Source organism: Pseudomonas sp. ADAK21, from assembly GCF_012935735.1.
Classification (GTDB): Bacteria; Pseudomonadota; Gammaproteobacteria; order Pseudomonadales; family Pseudomonadaceae; genus Aquipseudomonas; species Aquipseudomonas proteolytica.
In genome coordinates this window covers 5,406,723-5,423,616 of the sequence record NZ_CP052857.1, presented here as the reverse complement: position 1 = coordinate 5,423,616, position 16,894 = coordinate 5,406,723, and the positions used below count along the sequence as shown (strand labels likewise).

Here is a 16,894-nt window from a genome sequence, read left to right as displayed (position 1 = left end):
CACCTTAGAAGTTGAACGCCACACCGGTGAAGGCACCAAAGCCGTCCCCTGGATACAGCGCGGCAACGTCCTTGCCCTGGGCGTCGTAGATCGGCTGGATGGCGGTAACGTAGTTCTGGTCGGTGAGGTTTTTCACGTCCAGGTACACCTGCCATTTCTTGCTTGGGGCTTCGTACCCCAGCTTGGCGCCGAAGATCGTGTAGGAGGGCGCATACAGGGTGTTGGCGTAGTCCACGGCGGTACTCGATACCGAGCGCACATTGACCCCGGCATAGAACCCATCGGGATGGCGGTATTGCAGCTCGGCCTGGTACACGTGCTTGGGCAGCCCCGGCAGCTCGTTGGAGCCAAAGCGTGCGTCGTTGCGGTAGTAGAAGTCATTGAGGGTGTAGGCCTGGCGCAGGCTGACTGTTTCGCCGCGCGCGCTGTGCCACAGCTCGGTATCCAGGCCGGCTTCGACGCCCTGGTGGATGGTCGGGCTGGCGTTGGAGGTGGAGTTGACCGCCGCGCTGGTGTTGGTGGCCGGTATCACCTCGACGGTGAGCAGTTCATCCTTGATCCACGAGCGGTACACCCCCAGGCTGCCGTCGAAAATCCCGGCTTTGCCGCGCACGCCAAACTCAACGGTATTGGCCTTCTGCTCGGTGAGTGTCTTGGCGTAGTTGCTGGCCACCCCAGAGCCTGAAGACGACCAACTGCTGGGCGGGTCGATGGAGCGGCTGACGTTGCCGAACACCTGGAAGTTGGGCGTGATTTCATAGCGCAAGCCCAGGCGCGGCGCGACGTTCCAACTGTCGTAGTCGTAGTGGTCAGGGTAGGGCGACGTATTGGCGCGGTCCGAGTAAAGCACTTCGATATCGCGCTTGATCTGGCTCAGCGACAGCCCGGTGGACAACCACAGGCGATCGGTCAGTTGCAGGTCGTTGCCGGCGGCAAACACGCGGTCGAACGAGCCGGTGTAGCGCGCCTGTTTCTGCAGGGCGCCGTAGGTGCTGGAGGCGGGGTTGCCGTTGTAGGTCTTGACCCCGGCCTGCAGGTGCTGGGTGCTGGTCAGGCTCAGGGACGTATTGCTGGTATGGCCCTGGATCTGGTCGCTGCGGTTGTAGGTCAGCGACAGGTTCAGGTCGCGCCAGTCCCAGTAGTTGGGGTTGACCGTGCTCTTGCGGTACAGCACCTGCGGATAGTTGTGATAGACCAGGCCAAAATCCAGGGTCGCGTCATCGTCGAAGGTATAGGTGGTCTTGCTGCCGACCCAGGTCGACCCGCGCTTGGTCGAATCATCGCGGCTGGCCAGGGCCACCGGGTTGGTTCGCGACGAGTTGTGCTTGAGCTGGGCCTTGGTCAGGGTGCCGGAGCTTTCGTGGTATTCCTCGCGGTAGCGTACGAACAGCCGGGTTTCCAGCTTGGGGTTGAAGCGGTAGCCGAAGTTGGTGACCACGCCCTTGGCCTTGGTGAAGGTCCAGTCCTGGTAACCGTCGCGTTCGGAGTTGCTCAGGCTGACGTAGTAGTCACCATTGCCCACCACGCCGCCGGTGCTCAGTTGCTGCTTGCGCCAGCCAAAGCTGCCGGCCTCCAAGCGTGCGTGATTGCCCGGTGCAGTCAGGCCAGAGTGGGTCACCATATTGATCGCGCCACCCAGCGACAGCGCGCCGTACTGGAAGGCATTGGCCCCGCGCAGTACTTCGGTGTAGTCCAGGCCCTGGGTTTCCAGCAGCTCATAAGGCGTGCCGCCGGAGCCGGTCAGGGCCAGGCCGTCGAACAGGAACTTGGTGCCTTCGCGAAAGTACCCAGGGGAGGTATTGGCCCCGGAGCCGCGTATGGAAATCTTGATGGCATCGTTGCCGCCCGCCGACTGCGCGTACACACCGGGCTGATAGGCGAGGGTGTCTTCCAGGGTCGCCGAGCGGCCGCGTTCGACATCGGCGGCCTTGACCAGGCTGACGCCGCCGGCCACCTCGTCGAGCTTGAGCTGGGCTTCTTCGCTGGCGGTGACCTTGCTCGCCTGCACCGTTACGGTCTGCAGGCGCGAATCCTCGGCGTGGGCCCATTGGGAGGCGAGGATCAAGGTCAGGGCACTGACGGTTTTAAACGAGCTGGAGGAGAATTGAGGCAGAGGCCTTGAGATCAACTTCAATTGTGCATTCCCTGTGATTGGCTACGAGTGGAGGCGAGTTTCTATTCGTATAGTCAATCTCTGGCAGGGATAGAGCAGAAAGCATGCCAAGAGCCAAAGCGGGTTTTTGTGGGGTATTTGGTTTTAATCAGCGGGTCGCTTATGCCAAAAAACGACACCTGTGTTGAACCACTGTTCGATTTTGAACAGTACTGGAGAGCCCGTGTTAGAGCGGTTTTGGTTATGAGGTTAGATCATTCGCCGAGCAACTCGGCACAGCGCACCTGTAGAAAACGATGCAGGACTTTGACCCGCTCCGACACTTGCAGGCGGTGCGGGCACATGAGGTTGAAGGGCGTGGGTTCGCCTTGCCATTGGCTGAACAATGGCACCAGGCGCCCGGCCTTGATATCGCCGGCCACATCCAGGTTGGCCTTGTAGGCGATGCCGTGGCCAGCCAGGGCCCAGCGCCGGACGATTTCCCCGTCGTCGCTCAGGTAATCGCCACCCACCTCGACCTCCTCGAGCAAAGTGCCCTGGCGAAAATACCAGGTGCTATTGGCCCGACCCTGGCGCATGTAGCGCAGGGTGCTGTGCTGCGCCAGTTCGGCCGGCACCTGGGGTGTGCCGTGGCGCGCCAGGTACGTGGGGCTGGCGCAGGCGATACGGCGGTGATCGGCAACCACCGGCAGCGCCACCAGGCTCGAATCCCGTGGCACGCCAAAGCGCAGGGCAATGTCGACGGTTTCACGGAACAGGTCGGCGTTACTGTCGTTGAGCAACAACTGCAGGCGGATAGCGGGGTGTTCCCGCTTGAACGCATCCAGCCAGCCCAGCAGCACATTGCGCCCGAAATCCGAGGGCGCGGACAGTTGCAGCAAGCCGCTGAGGCTCTGGCCGTGTTGCTTGATCGCCTGCTCGCCTTCCGCCAGGGCTTCCAGGGCCACCCGTACGCTGTCCAGGTAGCGCCGGCCTTCTTCGGTGAGGCGCATGCTGCGCGTGGAGCGGGCCAGCAGGCGCATGCCCAGGCGGGTTTCCAGGCGCTTGAGGGCGATACTCGCAGCGGCTGGGGTCAGGCTCAGGCTGCGGGCGGCCGCCGAGAGGCTGCCACTGTCGGCGGTGCGCACAAACACTTCCAGGTCGAGGATCGAGCTCATTAGTAAAAATCCTTTAAAGATCCTGTCGTTTTACCGGGATTTTTCCGTGATTGCCAAGCTGGGAAGATGAACGCTCATTTTTCAGGACGAGGCAGTTCCCATGACATCTTCCCTCAAGGGCAAAACCGTGGTGGTGATTGGCGGCAGCAGCGGCATCGGTGCGGCGGTGGCCCGGCAGGCGGCAGCGCGGGGCGCGCAGGTGGTACTGGCCGGGCGGCGCTTGGCGTCGGCGGTCGACAACGGTGTGCGCAGCGAGCCGGTAGACGTCACTGACAGCAGCACCCTGCAACGCTTGTTCGAGAGCGTGGGGCGCGTTGATCACCTGGTCTTTACCGCCGGCCCCTCGGTGCAGGCCAAGCCCCTGCAGGACAGCGACCTGCAACTGGCCCAGGACAATTTCAATGTAAAACTCTGGGGGGCCCTGCGCGCGATCCAGCAGGCCCTGCCATTTCTCGATGAGCGCGCCAGCATCGTCCTGACCTCGGGGCAGTTGGGGCGCAAGTTGGCGCCGGGGCAATTTATCAAGGTCGGCATCAATGCCGCGACCGAGGCACTGGGCAAGCAGTTGGCCAAGGAGTTGGCGCCACGGCGAGTCAATTTGGTCAGCCCAGGGGTGATTGATACGCCGGCATATGCAGGTTTGTCCGAGGAGCAGCGCCAGGGGATGTTCACCAAGGTCGGCGGCGCGTTGCCGGTGGGGCGTGTGGGGCAGGCGGATGAGGTGGCGGCGGGATATTTGATGGCCATGGAAAACGGCTTTATCACCGGCAGCGTGATCGATATCGACGGCGGCGGTTTGCTGTAGACACCGAACCCATGTGGAGGCGGGCTTGTGTGGGAGCGGGCTTGCCCGCGATGGCGGCGCATCAGTCAATTGATAGGCTGACTGATCCACCGCTATCGCGGGCAAGCCCGCTCCTACATGTTTTTGAGCGTGTCAGGCCTTCAGGGTGCGGGTCATGCGCAACGCCAGCACGCTACCCGCGACAATCACCGCTGCCAGCAAGTACAACGCCAGGTCGGTTGAGCCGGTGGCATCCTTCACAAAACCCACCACATACGGGCTCAGGAAGCCCGCCATCTGGCCCATGGAGTTGATCAACGCCAGGCCTCCCGCTGCTGCGCCGGCGCTGAGCATGGCGGTGGGCACCGGCCAGAACATCGGCAGGCCGGTGAGGGCGCCCATGGTGGCGATGGTCAGGCCGAGGATGGCAATGGCCGGGGTGGTGGCGAAGTTTACTGCGATGATCAGGCCGACAGCGCCCATCAGCATCGGCACCACCAAATGCCAACGTCGCTCCTTGCGCAGGTCGGCAGAGCGGCCCACTACCAGCATGAACACCGCAGCCAGCAGGTAGGGAATCGCACTGAGCCAGCCAATTACCAGGTTATCGCTAAAGCCCATGTTCTTGATGATCGACGGCAGCCAGAAGTTGATGGCGTACACGCCGCTCTGAATGCAGAAGTAGATCAGGCCAAAGGCCCAGATCGCCGGGTTCTTGAACACTTCCAGCAGCGAATCTGTGGTGGTCTTGGGCTTGTTGGCCAGGTCGGTGGCCTGGTCGGCCTCGAGCACCGCGCGCTCATGGGCGGTCAGCCACTTGGCATTGGCAAAACTGTCGCTGAGCAGGAAGTAGGCGAGGGCACCGAGGATGACCGTCGGCACACCTTGCAGCAGGAACATCCACTGCCAGCCCGCGAGGCCACCCTGGCCGGCCGCGAAGTGGTTGAGGATCCAGCCGGAGAACGGGCTGCCGAGCAGGCCCGACACCGGGATCGCCGACATGAACAGTGCCATGATCCGCCCGCGGCGGAAGGTCGGGAACCACTGCGAGAGGTACAGCACCACCCCCGGGAAGAAGCCCGCTTCGGCGGCACCGGTAAACAGGCGCAAGGTGTAGAAGTGCGTCGGTGTGGTGACAAACAACAGGCAGGTGGACAGAGTGCCCCAGGTGATCATCATCAGCGCAATCCAGCGCCGTGGCCCGAACTTGGTTAGCGCCAGGTTGCTTGGTACGCCGCACAGCACGTAGCCGATAAAGAAAATCCCGGCACCGAGGCCATACACGGTTTCGCTGAACTTCAAGGCGTCGAGCATCTGCAGCTTGGCAAAGCCGACGTTGACGCGGTCCAGGTAGTTGAACAGATAGCAGATGAAAATGAAGGGGATCAGGCGCAGGGTGATGCGCTTGTAGACGGCGTTTTTGTCGTCATCGTTGGCCTGGGTAGCGGCGGCGCTCTGTGACATGGCGTTCTCTCTTTATTATGATTTTTCGCGATGCGAGGGTAACGTTGATCGCCCCAAGAGTCTCGGTCACGGGACGGTGCCGTGTCTTTGTGCCCCCGCACAGCGATCGATCCATTGCGCTGTGCCTTTGAACAATCGCTTAATGCAGCGCTTTCAAGGAATTTAGCCCCATGTTCGAACTCGATCATGACCTGGCGCAGGATATCGTCAATCGCACGATGGCCATTTTGCCCTATAACGTCAACGTCATGGACAGCCAGGGCCTGATCCTCGGCAGCGGCGAGCCGGAGCGGATCAATACCCGCCATGAAGGCGCGCAATTGGTGTTGGCCAACGGTCGCGTGGTGGAAATCGACAGCCAGACCGCCAAGCATCTCAAGGGCGTGGCGCCGGGGATCAACCTGCCGTTGCTGCATGACCAGCGCCTGATCGGAGTGCTGGGCATCAGTGGTGAACCGCAGCTGCTGCGCACCTATGCCGAGCTGGTGCGCATGACCGCCGAGATGCTGGTCAGCCAGCGCCATCAACAGGCCGAGCAACAGTGGCGGCGCCAACGCTGTGATGATCTGCTGGCGTTGCTGCTGGCCGACAGTGGCGAATCACCGCGCCTGGTGGATGAGGCCCAGCAACTGGGGCTCAAGCCGCAGTTGCCGCGCACCCCCTATCTGTTTGAACTGGGCCCCGGCCAGAGCGCCGAAGCCCTGGCGGCCTGGCTGGCATCGCGTTACCCGGACAGCTGGTGCGTCAGCTCCGCGCAGTTTTCGTTGCTGTGGTGTCGCCCTGCGACGGTGCCGATCGACAACCCGCGCCTGCTGGAAAAGCTCGATGCCTCGGGCTGGAACGTCTTGCGGGTAGCCGTGGGTGGTCAGGCCGATGGATTGACGGGCTTGCGCCGCTGTTATCGTCGCGTGGCGGACTTGCTCGCCTATGGCCGCGACGTGCTACCCCAGTCGCGCCTGCTGACCCTCAATCGCTACCGGTTGCCAGTGATGCTCTGGCGTCATCGCAACGACGATGCGCTGGACGAGTTACTCAACCCGTTGCGCAAGGTCCTGGCCAAGGACAGCAACGGCCAGTTGCAGGCCACGCTGCGCAGTTGGTGCGAGCACGACGGACAAAGCCAGGCCTGCGCCGACGCCTTGGGCATCCACCGCAACAGCCTGCGCTACCGCATGGAACGCATTGCCGAGTTGAGTGGTGTCGACCCCTTGACCCTGGATGGCATGCTTGCACTGTACCTGGGGGTGCAACTGCTGCCCCAAGGCCCGCACCTCTGATCCTTGGCTGCGGCTATGGATATGGCTATGGATATGGCTGTGGCGAGCGGGCTTGCCCCGCGCTGGGCTGCGCAGCAGCCCCAAACCCTGCACCCTCGGACTACCTGGTAAAACTCGGTGGGCTTATTTGGGCTGCTACGCAGCCCAGCGCGGGGCAAGCCCGCTCGCCACAAGCAAGCTCCCTGGCCACAAGCAAGGCCGCTGGCCACAGGTAAGCTTACTGGCCAAAGGTTAGCCATGGTTTGTGCAGGTTTTGTCCAAATGAACAATAAACCCCAGCCACGCTTGTGCATCGGACAGGCGTCATTGCCGGTGCCAGCTGGCAGCATGGGTGTCATAAAAACCGGAGAAAGCCCATGAAAGTCATCATCGCCCCCGACTCGTTCAAGGACAGCCTGAGTGCCGAAGGCGTAGCCCAGGCCATTGCCCAAGGGTTGGCCCAGGTCTGGCCCGATGCCGAGCTGATCAAGTGCCCGATGGCGGACGGTGGTGAGGGCACGGTGGAGTCGGTACTCGCCGCCTGCCATGGCCAATTGCGCAGTTGCACCGTGCAAGGTCCGTTGGGCGGGACCGTTGAGGCCCGCTGGGGCTGGTTGGCCGAGAGTGCCACGGCAATCATCGAGATGGCCGAAGCCAGCGGCTTGCAACTGGTCCCGCCGGGGCAGCGCGATGCCTGTTCCAGCAGCACCTTCGGCACCGGTGAGCTGATCCGCGCCGCCCTGGATGCCGGGGCCCAGCGGATCATCCTGGCGATTGGCGGCAGCGCCACCAATGACGGCGGCGCCGGTGCCATGCAGGCCCTTGGCGTGCAACTGCTCGACGCCCAAGGCGCAACGCTGGCGCGCGGCGGCCTGGTCCTGGCGCAGTTGGCTCGCATCAATCTTGAATCGATGGATTCGCGGCTGGCCCAGGTGCGCTTCGAGATCGCCGCTGACGTCAACAACCCCCTGTGCGGCCCCCACGGCGCCTCGGCGATTTTCGGCCCGCAAAAAGGCGCCACTGCACGCCATGTCGAGCAACTGGACCAGGCCCTGGGACACTTCGCCGACCACTGCGCCGAGGTGTTGCCCCGGGACGTGCGCGACGAGCCGGGCAGCGGCGCCGCGGGGGGCCTGGGCTTTGCTGCCAAAGCCTTCCTCGGTGCGCAGTTTCGCGCGGGTGTGGACGTGGTCGCCGAATTGGTGGGCCTGGAAGATGCGGTACGCGGCGCCGACCTGGTCATCACCGGCGAAGGCCGCTTCGACGCCCAGACCCTGCGCGGCAAAACCCCGTTTGGCGTGGCACGGGTGGCCAAGCAGCACGGCGTTCCCGTGATTGTGATCGCCGGGACGCTGGGCGAGGGCTACGAGCAAATGTACGCCCATGGCGTCGACGCCGCGTTCGCCTTGCCAGGTGGGCCGATGAGCCTGGAGCAGGCCTGCAGCGAAGCGCCGAGGCTGTTGCGTGAACGGGCGGCGGATATTGCACGGGTGTGGCGGCTGGGTGCACAACGCAGTCGCGGATGACAGCGCTTGTCGCCGGCCCCTACACTGATCGGCCACTTGTCTTTCAAAGGATGAAACACAATGCCTGTACCTGACAGCAAGATCGTGATCCAGCGCTTTGCCGAAAGCCATCTCGAAGGCATGCACGCGCTCTACAACGACCCGGCCGTGTGCCGTCAGGTGCTGCAGATGCCTTTCCAGTCACTGGAAATCTGGCGCAAGCGCCTGGCCGATACCAATGAGCGACTGCTCAGGCTGGTGGCGGTGCACACAGGCGAGGTGATTGGCAGTTGCACCCTGGAGCAATATGCGCGCAGTCGCCAGAGCCATGTCGGCAGCATCGGCATGGGGGTGGCAGTGGCCTGGCAGGGCCAGGGCGTGGGCAGCCAGTTATTGGGTGCGGCGCTGGAGGTGGCTGACAACTGGATGAACCTGCACCGGGTGGAGCTGACGGTGTATGTCGACAATGAGCCGGCCCACGCGCTGTACCGCAAGTTCGGTTTCGAGACCGAAGGCCGGTTGCGCGATTACGCCGTGCGTGACGGCGTATTGGTCGATGCCCTGAGCATGGCCCGCCTGCGTCAGACCGCCTGATCCCCCAGGGCAAACGCCACCGCAGCCTGCGCATGCAGCTCGGTGGTGTCGAGCAAGGGTAGGTCGCTGTGCTCGGGCTTGATCAACAGGCCAATCTCGGTACACCCCAGGATAATTGCCTGGGCGCCACGGGCCGCGAGGTTCGCGATGGCCTGTTGGTAAACCTGGCGTGACGCCTCGCTGATGACCCCGACGCACAACTCTTCATAGATGATCCGGTGCACGGCGCGGCGTTCTTGCGCGTCGGGCACCAGTACGTTCAAGCCCTGGGCCGCCAGGCGCGCCTTGAGAAAGTCCTGTTCCATGGTAAACGCCGTGCCCAGCAGGCCGACGGTCAGGGTATTGGCCTTGACCGCCGCCGCGCCCGCCGCATCCGCAATGTGCAGGAACGGCACCGACACGGCCGCTTCGATCTGCGGTGCGACCAAATGCATGGTGTTGGTACACAGCACGATGCAGTCGGCGCCACCCGCTTGCAGACGACGTGCGGCGTCTTGCAGGATCAGCGCCGCGTCATCCCAGCGCCCGGCGTGCTGGGCTTGTTCCACCGGACCGAAGTCGACGCTGTACAGCAGCATTTGTGCCGAGCGCAATGGCCCCAATCGGTCGCGGACCTGCTGGTTGATGATCCGGTAGTACTCGGCGCTGGACTCCCAGCTCATGCCGCCGATAAGGCCGATGGTGCGCATGCGAAACTCTCCAAGCTGTTGGGCGAAAGCCACACCTTACTCAACCCGCGAGCGTTAGTCATACGCGCGGTGGCTGCATCTGCCATGATCGTTGTTTGCAGTCCCCGAGGAACACCGCAATGGACGATGTACAGCAACTGGGCGAGATGCTTCGTCATTACGCCGACAGCGAAGCGCACAAGCGCCAACAGTTCGAGGTGCAGTCAGCCCACTGGACCCAGAAAATCACCGAGCTGTACGGTCATATCGAGCAATGGCTGGCGCCGGTCAAGAGCGACGGTTTACTGCAGGTGCAGCGTGAGGCCTATGTGGCGTCCGGGCCGAGCGTGCCGGTGGAGACTTCGACGTTCAAGACTGAGAAGTTGACCATTCATATTGCTGGCAAGCCGGTGGAGTTCGTACCGGATGTGATGGGGGCGGGTGGCTTGATTTCGTTGTCGGTCATTGGGCTGACGGCGGCCCGCTACGGCAGCATTTCCCTCGTGCTGCTGCCGGGGTCTGACGACTGGCTATGGAAAAAAACCAATGGCTTGAAAGACCCGGATACCTTCACCTTCGATGCCAATTTCCTGGCCTTGCAGTTGCAGAGCCTGATTCCTCGCGAACGCGGCTGATCCCAAGCAAATCTGGGCGCTGGGGAGGGGCTTTATGTGGGAGCGGGCTTGCCCGCGAAGGCGGTGTGTCAGGTTAGGAATACTTGACTGACACACCGTCATCGCGGGCAAGCCCGCTCCCACACAAGCCCGCTCCCACACAAGCCCGCTCCCACACAAAGCTCAACAGGCCTTCAGGCCTTCAGACCTCTACGTTGCCCCAACCCGGCTTGGCCTCCTCAGGCGCCACCGCCTTGACCTGTTTGCCCGTCGCCAATTCCACCCGGCGTGCCACTTCCGGGTCGTCGGCAAACGGAATCAGACTGGCCTCATCCAAGGCTTCCCCCGACTGGTCCCGAAGGCAATATTCCACGGTGCCATATAGGCAGATGACCGCCGCCAGGTTGAGGATGATCTCCCACATCAGGCGATCTGCGCATCACGGTGCGCCACCTTCAAGTCCGCGACGCGCACGGTGCGCCAGGTGTTGTAGGCCATCAGCAACATGCCGCCGAGGAAGAACACGCCCCCGGCAAACCGTACGACAAACCCCGGGTGGCTGGCCTGCAACGCTTCGACGAAGGAGTAGGTGAGGGTGCCATCGTCGTTGACCGCCCGCCACATCAGGCCTTGAGTGATGCCGTTGACCCACATCGAGGCGATGTACAGCACCGTGCCGATGGTGGCCAGCCAGAAGTGCAGGTTGATCAGCGGCACGCTGTACATCTGCTCGCGGCCGAAGACTTTGGGGATCATGTGGTACAGCGAGCCAAAGGTGATCATCGCCACCCAGCCCAGGGCGCCGGCGTGTACGTGGCCGATGGTCCAGTCGGTGTAGTGGGACAGGGCGTTGACCGTCTTGATCGCCATCATCGGCCCTTCAAAGGTCGACATGCCGTAGAACGCCAGCGACAACACCAAGAACCGCAGGATCGGGTCGGTGCGCAATTTATGCCACGCGCCCGAGAGGGTCATCATGCCGTTGATCATCCCGCCCCAGCTGGGTGCCAGCAGGATCAGCGACATAGCCATGCCCAGCGACTGCGCCCAGTCTGGCAGCGCGGTGTAGTGCAGGTGGTGAGGGCCGGCCCAGATATACAGGGTGATCAACGCCCAGAAGTGCACGATGGACAGGCGATAGGAATACACCGGCCGCCCGACCTGCTTGGGCACGAAGTAATACATCATCCCCAGGAACCCGGTGGTCAGGAAGAAGCCCACCGCGTTATGCCCGTACCACCACTGCACCATGGCGTCGGTGGCGCCGGAATACACCGGATAGGACTTGAACCAGTCCACCGGGATCGACAGGTGGTTGACCACGTGCAGCATGGCGATCACCACGATAAACGCGCCGAAGAACCAGTTGCCGACATAGATGTGCTGGGTCTTGCGCTGTACCACGGTGGTGAAGAACACAATCGCATAGGCCACCCACACCACGGTCATCCACACCGCACCGGAGAACTCGATCTCGGCGTATTCCTTGGTGGTGGTGTAGCCCAGGGGCAGGGTGACCAGCATGATCACGATCACCGACTGCCAACCCCAGAACGTGAAGGCGGCGAGCCAATCGGAGTACAGGCGCACCTGGCAGGTGCGCTGTACCGCGTAGTAACTGGCGGCAAATTGCGCGCTGCCGGCAAAGCCGAAAATCACCAGGCTGGTGTGCAGCGGTCGTAACCGGCCGAACGTGGTCCAGGGCAGGTCCAGGTTCATGTCCGGCCACACCAGTTGCGAGGCGATCCACACCCCCATGGCCATGCCGATAACGCCCCATACCACGGTAGCGATGACGAATTGACGGACAACCTTATAGTTATAGGCCTGCCCGGTTGATGCTGTGCTCATGGTCAGTCTTCCACGGTTTCAAGTCCCGGGCACTGTAGGAAATCCATGAAAAACAAAACAGGCTCAGAAAAACTACATTAATACGGATCAGAATCCATCCCTGAAAACATGGGGTATTCCACGGCTGATATGGTTTTTTAGTTTTTAGCTGAATCTGTGACGTCTTGAGCTGTAGGTGCATAGTCGCCCCCATAGAAACCGCTGCCGTCGAGCGCGGTCAGCCATGATGAGGTAGCGAGATGTATCGGTACGATGAGTACGACCGGGCGCTGGTATTCGAGCGTGTGGCGCAATTCCGTGATCAGGTCGAACGGTTTATCGCTGGCGACTTGAGCGAAGAAGAATTCCTGCCGCTGCGCCTGCAAAACGGCCTGTACCTGCAAAAACATGCGTACATGCTGCGTGTGGCGATTCCCTACGGCACCCTCGGTGCACAGCAGCTGCGCACCCTGGCGAGCATTGCCCGGGATTACGATCGCGGCTACGGCCACTTCACCACGCGCCAGAACATGCAGTTCAACTGGATCGAGCTACAGCAGGTGCCCGACATCCTGCAGCGCCTGGCCGAAGTCGACATGCATGCGATCCAGACTTCCGGCAATTGCGTGCGCAACATCACCACCGAAGCCTTTGCCGGGGTGGCCGCCGACGAGCTGCTGGACCCGCGCCCGCTCGCGGAAATCCTGCGGCAATGGTCGACCATCAACCCCGAATTCCTGTTCTTGCCGCGCAAGTTCAAGATCGCCATCTGTTCGGCACACCAGGACCGGGCGGCGATCATGATGCATGACATCGGTCTCTATCTTTATCCGGATACCGACGGCCAGATGCTGTTGCGCGTGCTGGTAGGCGGTGGCCTTGGGCGCACGCCGATCCTCGGGTTGCAGATTCGCGATGGCTTGCCCTGGCAGCACCTGCTGTCTTATGTCGAGGCGGTGCTGCGGGTGTATAACCGCCATGGCCGACGCGATAACAAGTACAAGGCGCGGATCAAGATCCTGGTCAAGGCCCTGGGCATCGAGGCGTTTTCCCGGGAAGTGGAAGAGGAGTGGCAGCACCTGCGCGACGGTCCGGCGCAACTGACCACGGACGAGTACCAGCGCGTGGCCGCAGCCTTTGTGCCACCGCCCTATCAGGCACTGCCCGATACCGACCTGGACTATGGCACGCAGATGGCTGACAGCCCGGCGTTCGCACGTTGGGTGACGCGTAATGTGCAGCCCCACAAAGTGCCGGGTTATAGCAGTGTGGTGCTGTCCACCAAACCTGGAATTGCCGCGCCGCCTGGCGACGTGACCGCCGCGCAGATGGATGCGGTGGCCCAGTGGGCCGAGCAGTTCGGCTTTGGCGAAATCCGCATCGCCCATGAACAGAATATCGTGCTGCCGGATGTGCCCAAGGCGCGGCTGCATGCCTTGTGGTCCCTGGCCTGTGCGCAGGGTTTGGGCAGTGCCAATGTCGGCTTGCTGACCGATATCATCGCCTGCCCTGGGGGCGACTTTTGTGCGTTGGCCAATGCCAAGTCGATCCCCATCGCCCAGGCGATCCAGCAGCGCTTCGACAACCTTGACTACCTGCATGACCTGGGTGATATCAGCCTGAATATCTCAGGCTGCATCAATGCCTGCGGGCATCACCACATCGGCAATATCGGCATCCTGGGTGTCGATAAAAATGGCAGCGAGTGGTACCAGATCACCCTGGGGGGCGCCCAGGGCAAGGCCAGCGCGTTGGGCAAGGTGATAGGTCCATCGTTCAGCGCTGCACAAGTGCCTGATGTGATTTCACGCCTGATCGCCACCTACGTTCGCTACCGGGAAAGCGACGAACCCTTTATCGACACCGTGCAACGTATCGGCCTGGAACCGTTCAAGGAGCGGGTGTACGGCGCCATGGTGCAACCGGCATGAACAATCTGTTGAGCCTGGAACAGGGGGTGGCCGCAATCAAACGCGATGACCCCTGGACGTTGGTGCGCGACGCCGAAGCACCGTTGCCCGAGGGCGCCCTGATCCTGCCATTGGCCCTGTGGTTGAGCCGGCGCATTGCGCCAGACCCGCCGCACGACGCAGTGTGGCTCGGCCCGGATGATGAAGTGGAACACTTGCAGCCGTGGTTGGAGGTATTGCCGCTGATTGCCCTGGATTTCCCCAGCTTTCGCGATGGTCGCGCCTACAGCCAGGCCTACCTGCTGCGCACGCGCATGGGCTGGCAGGGCGAGTTGCGGGCGGTGGGGGATGTGCTGCGCGATCAGCTCAGCCATATGCGCCAGTGCGGGTTTGATGGGTTTGCCGTGCGTGAGGACAAATCGGCAGCTGACGCGCTCAAGGGGCTGGCGGGCATGAGTGTGAGCTATGGCCGCTCGGTGATTGAGCCGCGGCCGCTGTTTCGCCGGCGCTAACCCCTGCTCACCGGCGACTCGCTATTTTAGTGCCGGGTCGGCGCGATTGAGTTTTTTCCAGCTCTGCATCACCACCTGCGCCTTCGGTTCCTGGCCGTTCTCCAGGTAGTACTGGATCAGCGATAAACGCGCATTACGGTTGTACGGTTGGCGCTTGAGCAGTTCTTCCAACTGCTGGCAGGCCTTGTCGATCTGGCCACCGTCGTGCAACGCCACCGCCAGCACAAAGCTGTACTGCCCGTTGCCCGGCTCCAGGCGGGCCGCCTCGCGCAAGTGCGTCAGCGCCGATGGCGTATTGCCCTGGCGAATCAGCATCAAACCTTGGGTGTGTTGCAGCAGCGCAGCCTCGGGATGTTGCTTGAGGTTATCGGCCACCAGGCGCCGGGCCTCTTCGCCACGGCCATTGGCCTCCAGCCACTGCGCGAGGGTTACCAGTGCGGGGTAGAAGTCCGGGTCACGCAGCAGTGCGGTGCGCAGTTGGCCTTCGACCTGGTTGGCGCGGCCGCTGGCCTGGTACAGCATGGCCAGGTTGAGGTTGGCTTCAGCGCGTTCCTGCAGGCTCAGTTGCACGTTTTCGTACTCACCGATGGCCTGCTCCCAGGCCGGCCCCAGGCCTTGCGCCGCGACACTGAGCAGATCCCGCGCAGCGAGGATGCGTACCGCACGCACCGGGTCCTTGAGCAAGGGGCCATACAGCGTGACGCGCTCGGCGGGAGGCACAAAGGCGCTGACCGCCCGTAGCGCACTTTCGCGCACCTGCGGGGCAGGGTTGCCCAGGTCCTTGGTCGCCAGTTTCAGCGCCTGTTCGCTCGGGTAGTTGACCAACTCGCCCAGCAGCGTGGCGCGTTGGATCGCCGGCAGATTGTTGCGCGCCAACTGCTCATACAGCGCTTGTGCGGCGCCTGGCTGGCCGCCGCGAATCAACGCCAGGCTTTCATCGTAGCGCGGGGCCTGGAGTGCCTGGCTGTGGTCCCACAGTTTGAACTGCGCCGTGACCCTGTCGCCGGCCTTGCCCAGGTGGCAGGTCAGGCAGGCGTCTGGCGTACCGAGCCTGGCGGCGCGCTCGGGGTTGGGAATGCTGAAGCTGTGGTCATGACGAAAGTCATTGCCCATGTAGAACTTGCCGGGCATATGGCAATCGACGCAAAACGACCCGGGCTGCCCGGCGACATGGCGCGTGTGCTCCGGTGCTTCGTAGTTCTTGGCCTGCAAGCCTCGGCCATCTACCGAGGCAACAGCAGCCTTGCCCGCCGTGTTGTGGCATTGCAAGCACACGCCATTGCCGGGGGCCTTCAGTTGGTTGCTATGGGGGTTGTGGCAGTCGGTGCAACGTACGCCTTTGTCGGCCATCTTGCTTTGGGCGAAGGAGCCGTGCTCAAACACCTCGTCCTTGATCTTGCCGTCCAGGGCATACAGTTCGCGGGTGAGGGTGCTGGGCAGATAGTCGTCCATCAGGCGCTTGCCCACGGTATAACCGTCACCCAACGGCGCGCGACGGGCGTGGCAGCGGGCGCAGGTTTCGAGTTCGACAGTGGCGTCCTTGCTCTTCAAGTCCACGGCAAAACCGGCATGCAGCAGGTCACCTTTTTTTGCCGCCCATTGCACATGGTTGGACGCTGGGCCATGGCAAGCCTGGCAGCCGACGCCGAGGCTGTTCCATTGGCTGTCGAACGTGTTGCGGGCCGCATCGAAATTGCGCTTATAGCCGGTGGTGTGGCATTCCACGCACATGAAATTGGCGTTCTGGCTTGGTTTGCTCCAGTGCAGTGGGTTCTTGAAGTTCACGCCTTGGCCGGGATAGAGGTGGAACCAGCGGTTTTTCTCGGTATCCCAGGCCACGCCCAGGGCCTGTAAGCGTCCATCGCCGACGTCGATCAGGTATTGCTGCAAAGGCGCGATGCCGAAGGTGTAGGCGACCTTGAAGTCCATGGCCTTGCCGTCGTCGCCAGGGGTGTTGACCCAGAACTCATCGCCCCGACGAAAGAACCGGGTGGTCTCGCCTTCGCCCTGGAACGCTGCATTATCGAAATCGGCCGGTACTGTTGCAGGTGTCGCCTGCTGCATCGCCAGTTGATGGTGCGAACCTTGCCAGTCCTTGGCCTGGGGTTGATGGCAACCCTGGCACTGTTGCTCGTCGACCATTTGCGCAGGTGGCATCGCCACCGGTTCGGCCGCTATTGCCACAGGTGCAGGCGCAGGTAACGGCAGCCTGGGCGTACTGGCCTGGAGGAGCAGCCAGATCCCGGCCATCGCCAGCAGCACAACGGCAATCAACAGTGGGTAGAGATAACGACGGGGCGAATCACGGTGGTTAACCTTGGGCATGCGACTTCCGATGTCCGATGCATTGACGCTCTACGGCGTGCTTTAGCTGTGTGCAGCTTTGACGCAGGTTGGATGCCTGTCAAATCGCTGCTGTGAAATAAGCCGCACTTGCGCGCAACCGGCAGGTTATTTTCCAAGAGTTGGCTATACCTGTAACTTCAC

Annotated in this window: 14 protein-coding genes; 7 read left to right on the top strand and 7 right to left on the bottom strand. The window is 62.4% G+C overall.

What is annotated here, in order from left to right; translation table 11 throughout:
* Positions 1-4: 4 nt before the first annotated feature.
* Entirely contained in the window at positions 5-2,134 is a 2,130-nt protein-coding gene (locus tag HKK57_RS24275) for a TonB-dependent receptor family protein (protein WP_237150431.1), read from the bottom strand.
* A gap of 233 nt (positions 2,135-2,367) precedes the next feature.
* Positions 2,368-3,270: a LysR family transcriptional regulator gene (locus HKK57_RS24270; protein ID WP_029294700.1), complete on the bottom strand. Its 903-nt coding sequence runs from the start codon at positions 3,268-3,270 to the stop codon at positions 2,368-2,370.
* Between the two features lie 100 nt (positions 3,271-3,370).
* Between HKK57_RS24270 and HKK57_RS24265 the strand changes: the two genes are divergently transcribed.
* A complete protein-coding gene (locus HKK57_RS24265; protein ID WP_169390950.1) occupies positions 3,371-4,075 on the top strand; it encodes an SDR family oxidoreductase in 705 nt (234 codons plus the stop codon).
* A 132-nt stretch (positions 4,076-4,207) separates the two neighbouring features.
* On the opposite strand, the gene HKK57_RS24260 is transcribed toward HKK57_RS24265, so the two are convergent.
* Positions 4,208-5,518 (bottom strand): MFS transporter, encoded by a 1,311-nt coding sequence (locus tag HKK57_RS24260; protein ID WP_029294704.1) that lies wholly within the window; start codon positions 5,516-5,518, stop codon positions 4,208-4,210.
* Positions 5,519-5,688: 170 nt separating this feature from the next.
* On the opposite strand from HKK57_RS24260, the gene HKK57_RS24255 reads away from it, so the two are divergent.
* The 3 genes from HKK57_RS24255 to HKK57_RS24245 all read left to right on the top strand — a co-directional run bounded on the left by HKK57_RS24255 (position 5,689) and on the right by HKK57_RS24245 (position 8,873).
* Complete coding sequence (locus HKK57_RS24255) at positions 5,689-6,795, top strand: sugar diacid recognition domain-containing protein (RefSeq protein ID WP_029294706.1); 1,107 nt, start codon at positions 5,689-5,691, stop codon at positions 6,793-6,795.
* 356 nt (positions 6,796-7,151) lie between these two features.
* A complete protein-coding gene (locus HKK57_RS24250) occupies positions 7,152-8,300 on the top strand; it encodes a glycerate kinase (protein ID WP_169390949.1) in 1,149 nt (382 codons plus the stop codon).
* Between the two features lie 60 nt (positions 8,301-8,360).
* Positions 8,361-8,873: a GNAT family N-acetyltransferase gene (locus HKK57_RS24245; RefSeq protein ID WP_169390948.1), complete on the top strand. Its 513-nt coding sequence runs from the start codon at positions 8,361-8,363 to the stop codon at positions 8,871-8,873.
* Here HKK57_RS24245 and HKK57_RS24240 read toward each other — a convergent pair.
* Positions 8,861-9,562 (bottom strand): aspartate/glutamate racemase family protein, encoded by a 702-nt coding sequence (locus HKK57_RS24240; protein ID WP_169390947.1) that lies wholly within the window; start codon positions 9,560-9,562, stop codon positions 8,861-8,863. The genes HKK57_RS24245 and HKK57_RS24240 overlap by 13 nt on opposite strands.
* A 119-nt stretch (positions 9,563-9,681) precedes the next feature.
* Here HKK57_RS24240 and HKK57_RS24235 point away from each other — a divergent pair, with 119 nt between their 5' ends.
* Positions 9,682-10,176 (top strand): hypothetical protein, encoded by a 495-nt coding sequence (locus tag HKK57_RS24235; protein WP_029294714.1) that lies wholly within the window; start codon positions 9,682-9,684, stop codon positions 10,174-10,176.
* Between the two features lie 181 nt (positions 10,177-10,357).
* Here HKK57_RS24235 and HKK57_RS24230 read toward each other — a convergent pair whose 3' ends face one another.
* On the bottom strand, positions 10,358-10,579 hold the full coding sequence (locus HKK57_RS24230) for a hypothetical protein (protein WP_029294716.1): 222 nt from the start codon (positions 10,577-10,579) through the stop codon (positions 10,358-10,360).
* On the bottom strand, positions 10,579-12,006 hold the full coding sequence (gene ccoN, locus HKK57_RS24225) for a cytochrome-c oxidase, cbb3-type subunit I (protein ID WP_029294717.1): 1,428 nt from the start codon (positions 12,004-12,006) through the stop codon (positions 10,579-10,581). The genes HKK57_RS24230 and ccoN overlap by 1 nt, the downstream gene beginning before the upstream one ends.
* A 239-nt stretch (positions 12,007-12,245) precedes the next feature.
* On the opposite strand from ccoN, the gene HKK57_RS24220 reads away from it, so the two are divergent.
* A complete protein-coding gene (locus HKK57_RS24220) occupies positions 12,246-13,916 on the top strand; it encodes a nitrite/sulfite reductase (RefSeq protein WP_169390946.1) in 1,671 nt (556 codons plus the stop codon).
* The gene (locus HKK57_RS24215) at positions 13,913-14,407 is read left to right on the top strand and encodes a DUF934 domain-containing protein (protein ID WP_133714409.1); all 495 of its coding nucleotides are present in this window, start codon (positions 13,913-13,915) and stop codon (positions 14,405-14,407) included. Before HKK57_RS24220 ends, HKK57_RS24215 begins: the two co-directional genes overlap by 4 nt.
* 21 nt (positions 14,408-14,428) lie before the next feature.
* Here the strand turns inward: HKK57_RS24215 and HKK57_RS24210 are convergent, their stop codons facing one another.
* The gene (locus HKK57_RS24210) at positions 14,429-16,732 is read right to left on the bottom strand and encodes a tetratricopeptide repeat protein (protein WP_169390945.1); all 2,304 of its coding nucleotides are present in this window, start codon (positions 16,730-16,732) and stop codon (positions 14,429-14,431) included.
* Positions 16,733-16,894 lie beyond the last annotated feature (162 nt).

Excerpts from the sequence above, each read along its gene's own strand:
- HKK57_RS24270 (WP_029294700.1), bottom strand. The coding sequence starts at position 3,270 with ATGAGCTCGATCCTCGACCTGGAAGTGTTTGTGCGCACCGCCGACAGT.
- HKK57_RS24265 (WP_169390950.1), top strand. The coding sequence starts at position 3,371 with ATGACATCTTCCCTCAAGGGCAAAACCGTGGTGGTGATTGGCGGCAGC.
- HKK57_RS24260 (WP_029294704.1), bottom strand. The coding sequence starts at position 5,518 with ATGTCACAGAGCGCCGCCGCTACCCAGGCCAACGATGACGACAAAAAC.
- HKK57_RS24255 (WP_029294706.1), top strand. The coding sequence starts at position 5,689 with ATGTTCGAACTCGATCATGACCTGGCGCAGGATATCGTCAATCGCACG.
- HKK57_RS24250 (WP_169390949.1), top strand. The coding sequence starts at position 7,152 with ATGAAAGTCATCATCGCCCCCGACTCGTTCAAGGACAGCCTGAGTGCC.
- HKK57_RS24245 (WP_169390948.1), top strand. The coding sequence starts at position 8,361 with ATGCCTGTACCTGACAGCAAGATCGTGATCCAGCGCTTTGCCGAAAGC.
- HKK57_RS24240 (WP_169390947.1), bottom strand. The coding sequence starts at position 9,562 with ATGCGCACCATCGGCCTTATCGGCGGCATGAGCTGGGAGTCCAGCGCC.
- HKK57_RS24235 (WP_029294714.1), top strand. The coding sequence starts at position 9,682 with ATGGACGATGTACAGCAACTGGGCGAGATGCTTCGTCATTACGCCGAC.
- HKK57_RS24230 (WP_029294716.1), bottom strand. The coding sequence starts at position 10,579 with ATGTGGGAGATCATCCTCAACCTGGCGGCGGTCATCTGCCTATATGGC.
- ccoN (WP_029294717.1), bottom strand. The coding sequence starts at position 12,006 with ATGAGCACAGCATCAACCGGGCAGGCCTATAACTATAAGGTTGTCCGT.
- HKK57_RS24220 (WP_169390946.1), top strand. The coding sequence starts at position 12,246 with ATGTATCGGTACGATGAGTACGACCGGGCGCTGGTATTCGAGCGTGTG.
- HKK57_RS24215 (WP_133714409.1), top strand. The coding sequence starts at position 13,913 with ATGAACAATCTGTTGAGCCTGGAACAGGGGGTGGCCGCAATCAAACGC.
- HKK57_RS24210 (WP_169390945.1), bottom strand. The coding sequence starts at position 16,732 with ATGCCCAAGGTTAACCACCGTGATTCGCCCCGTCGTTATCTCTACCCA.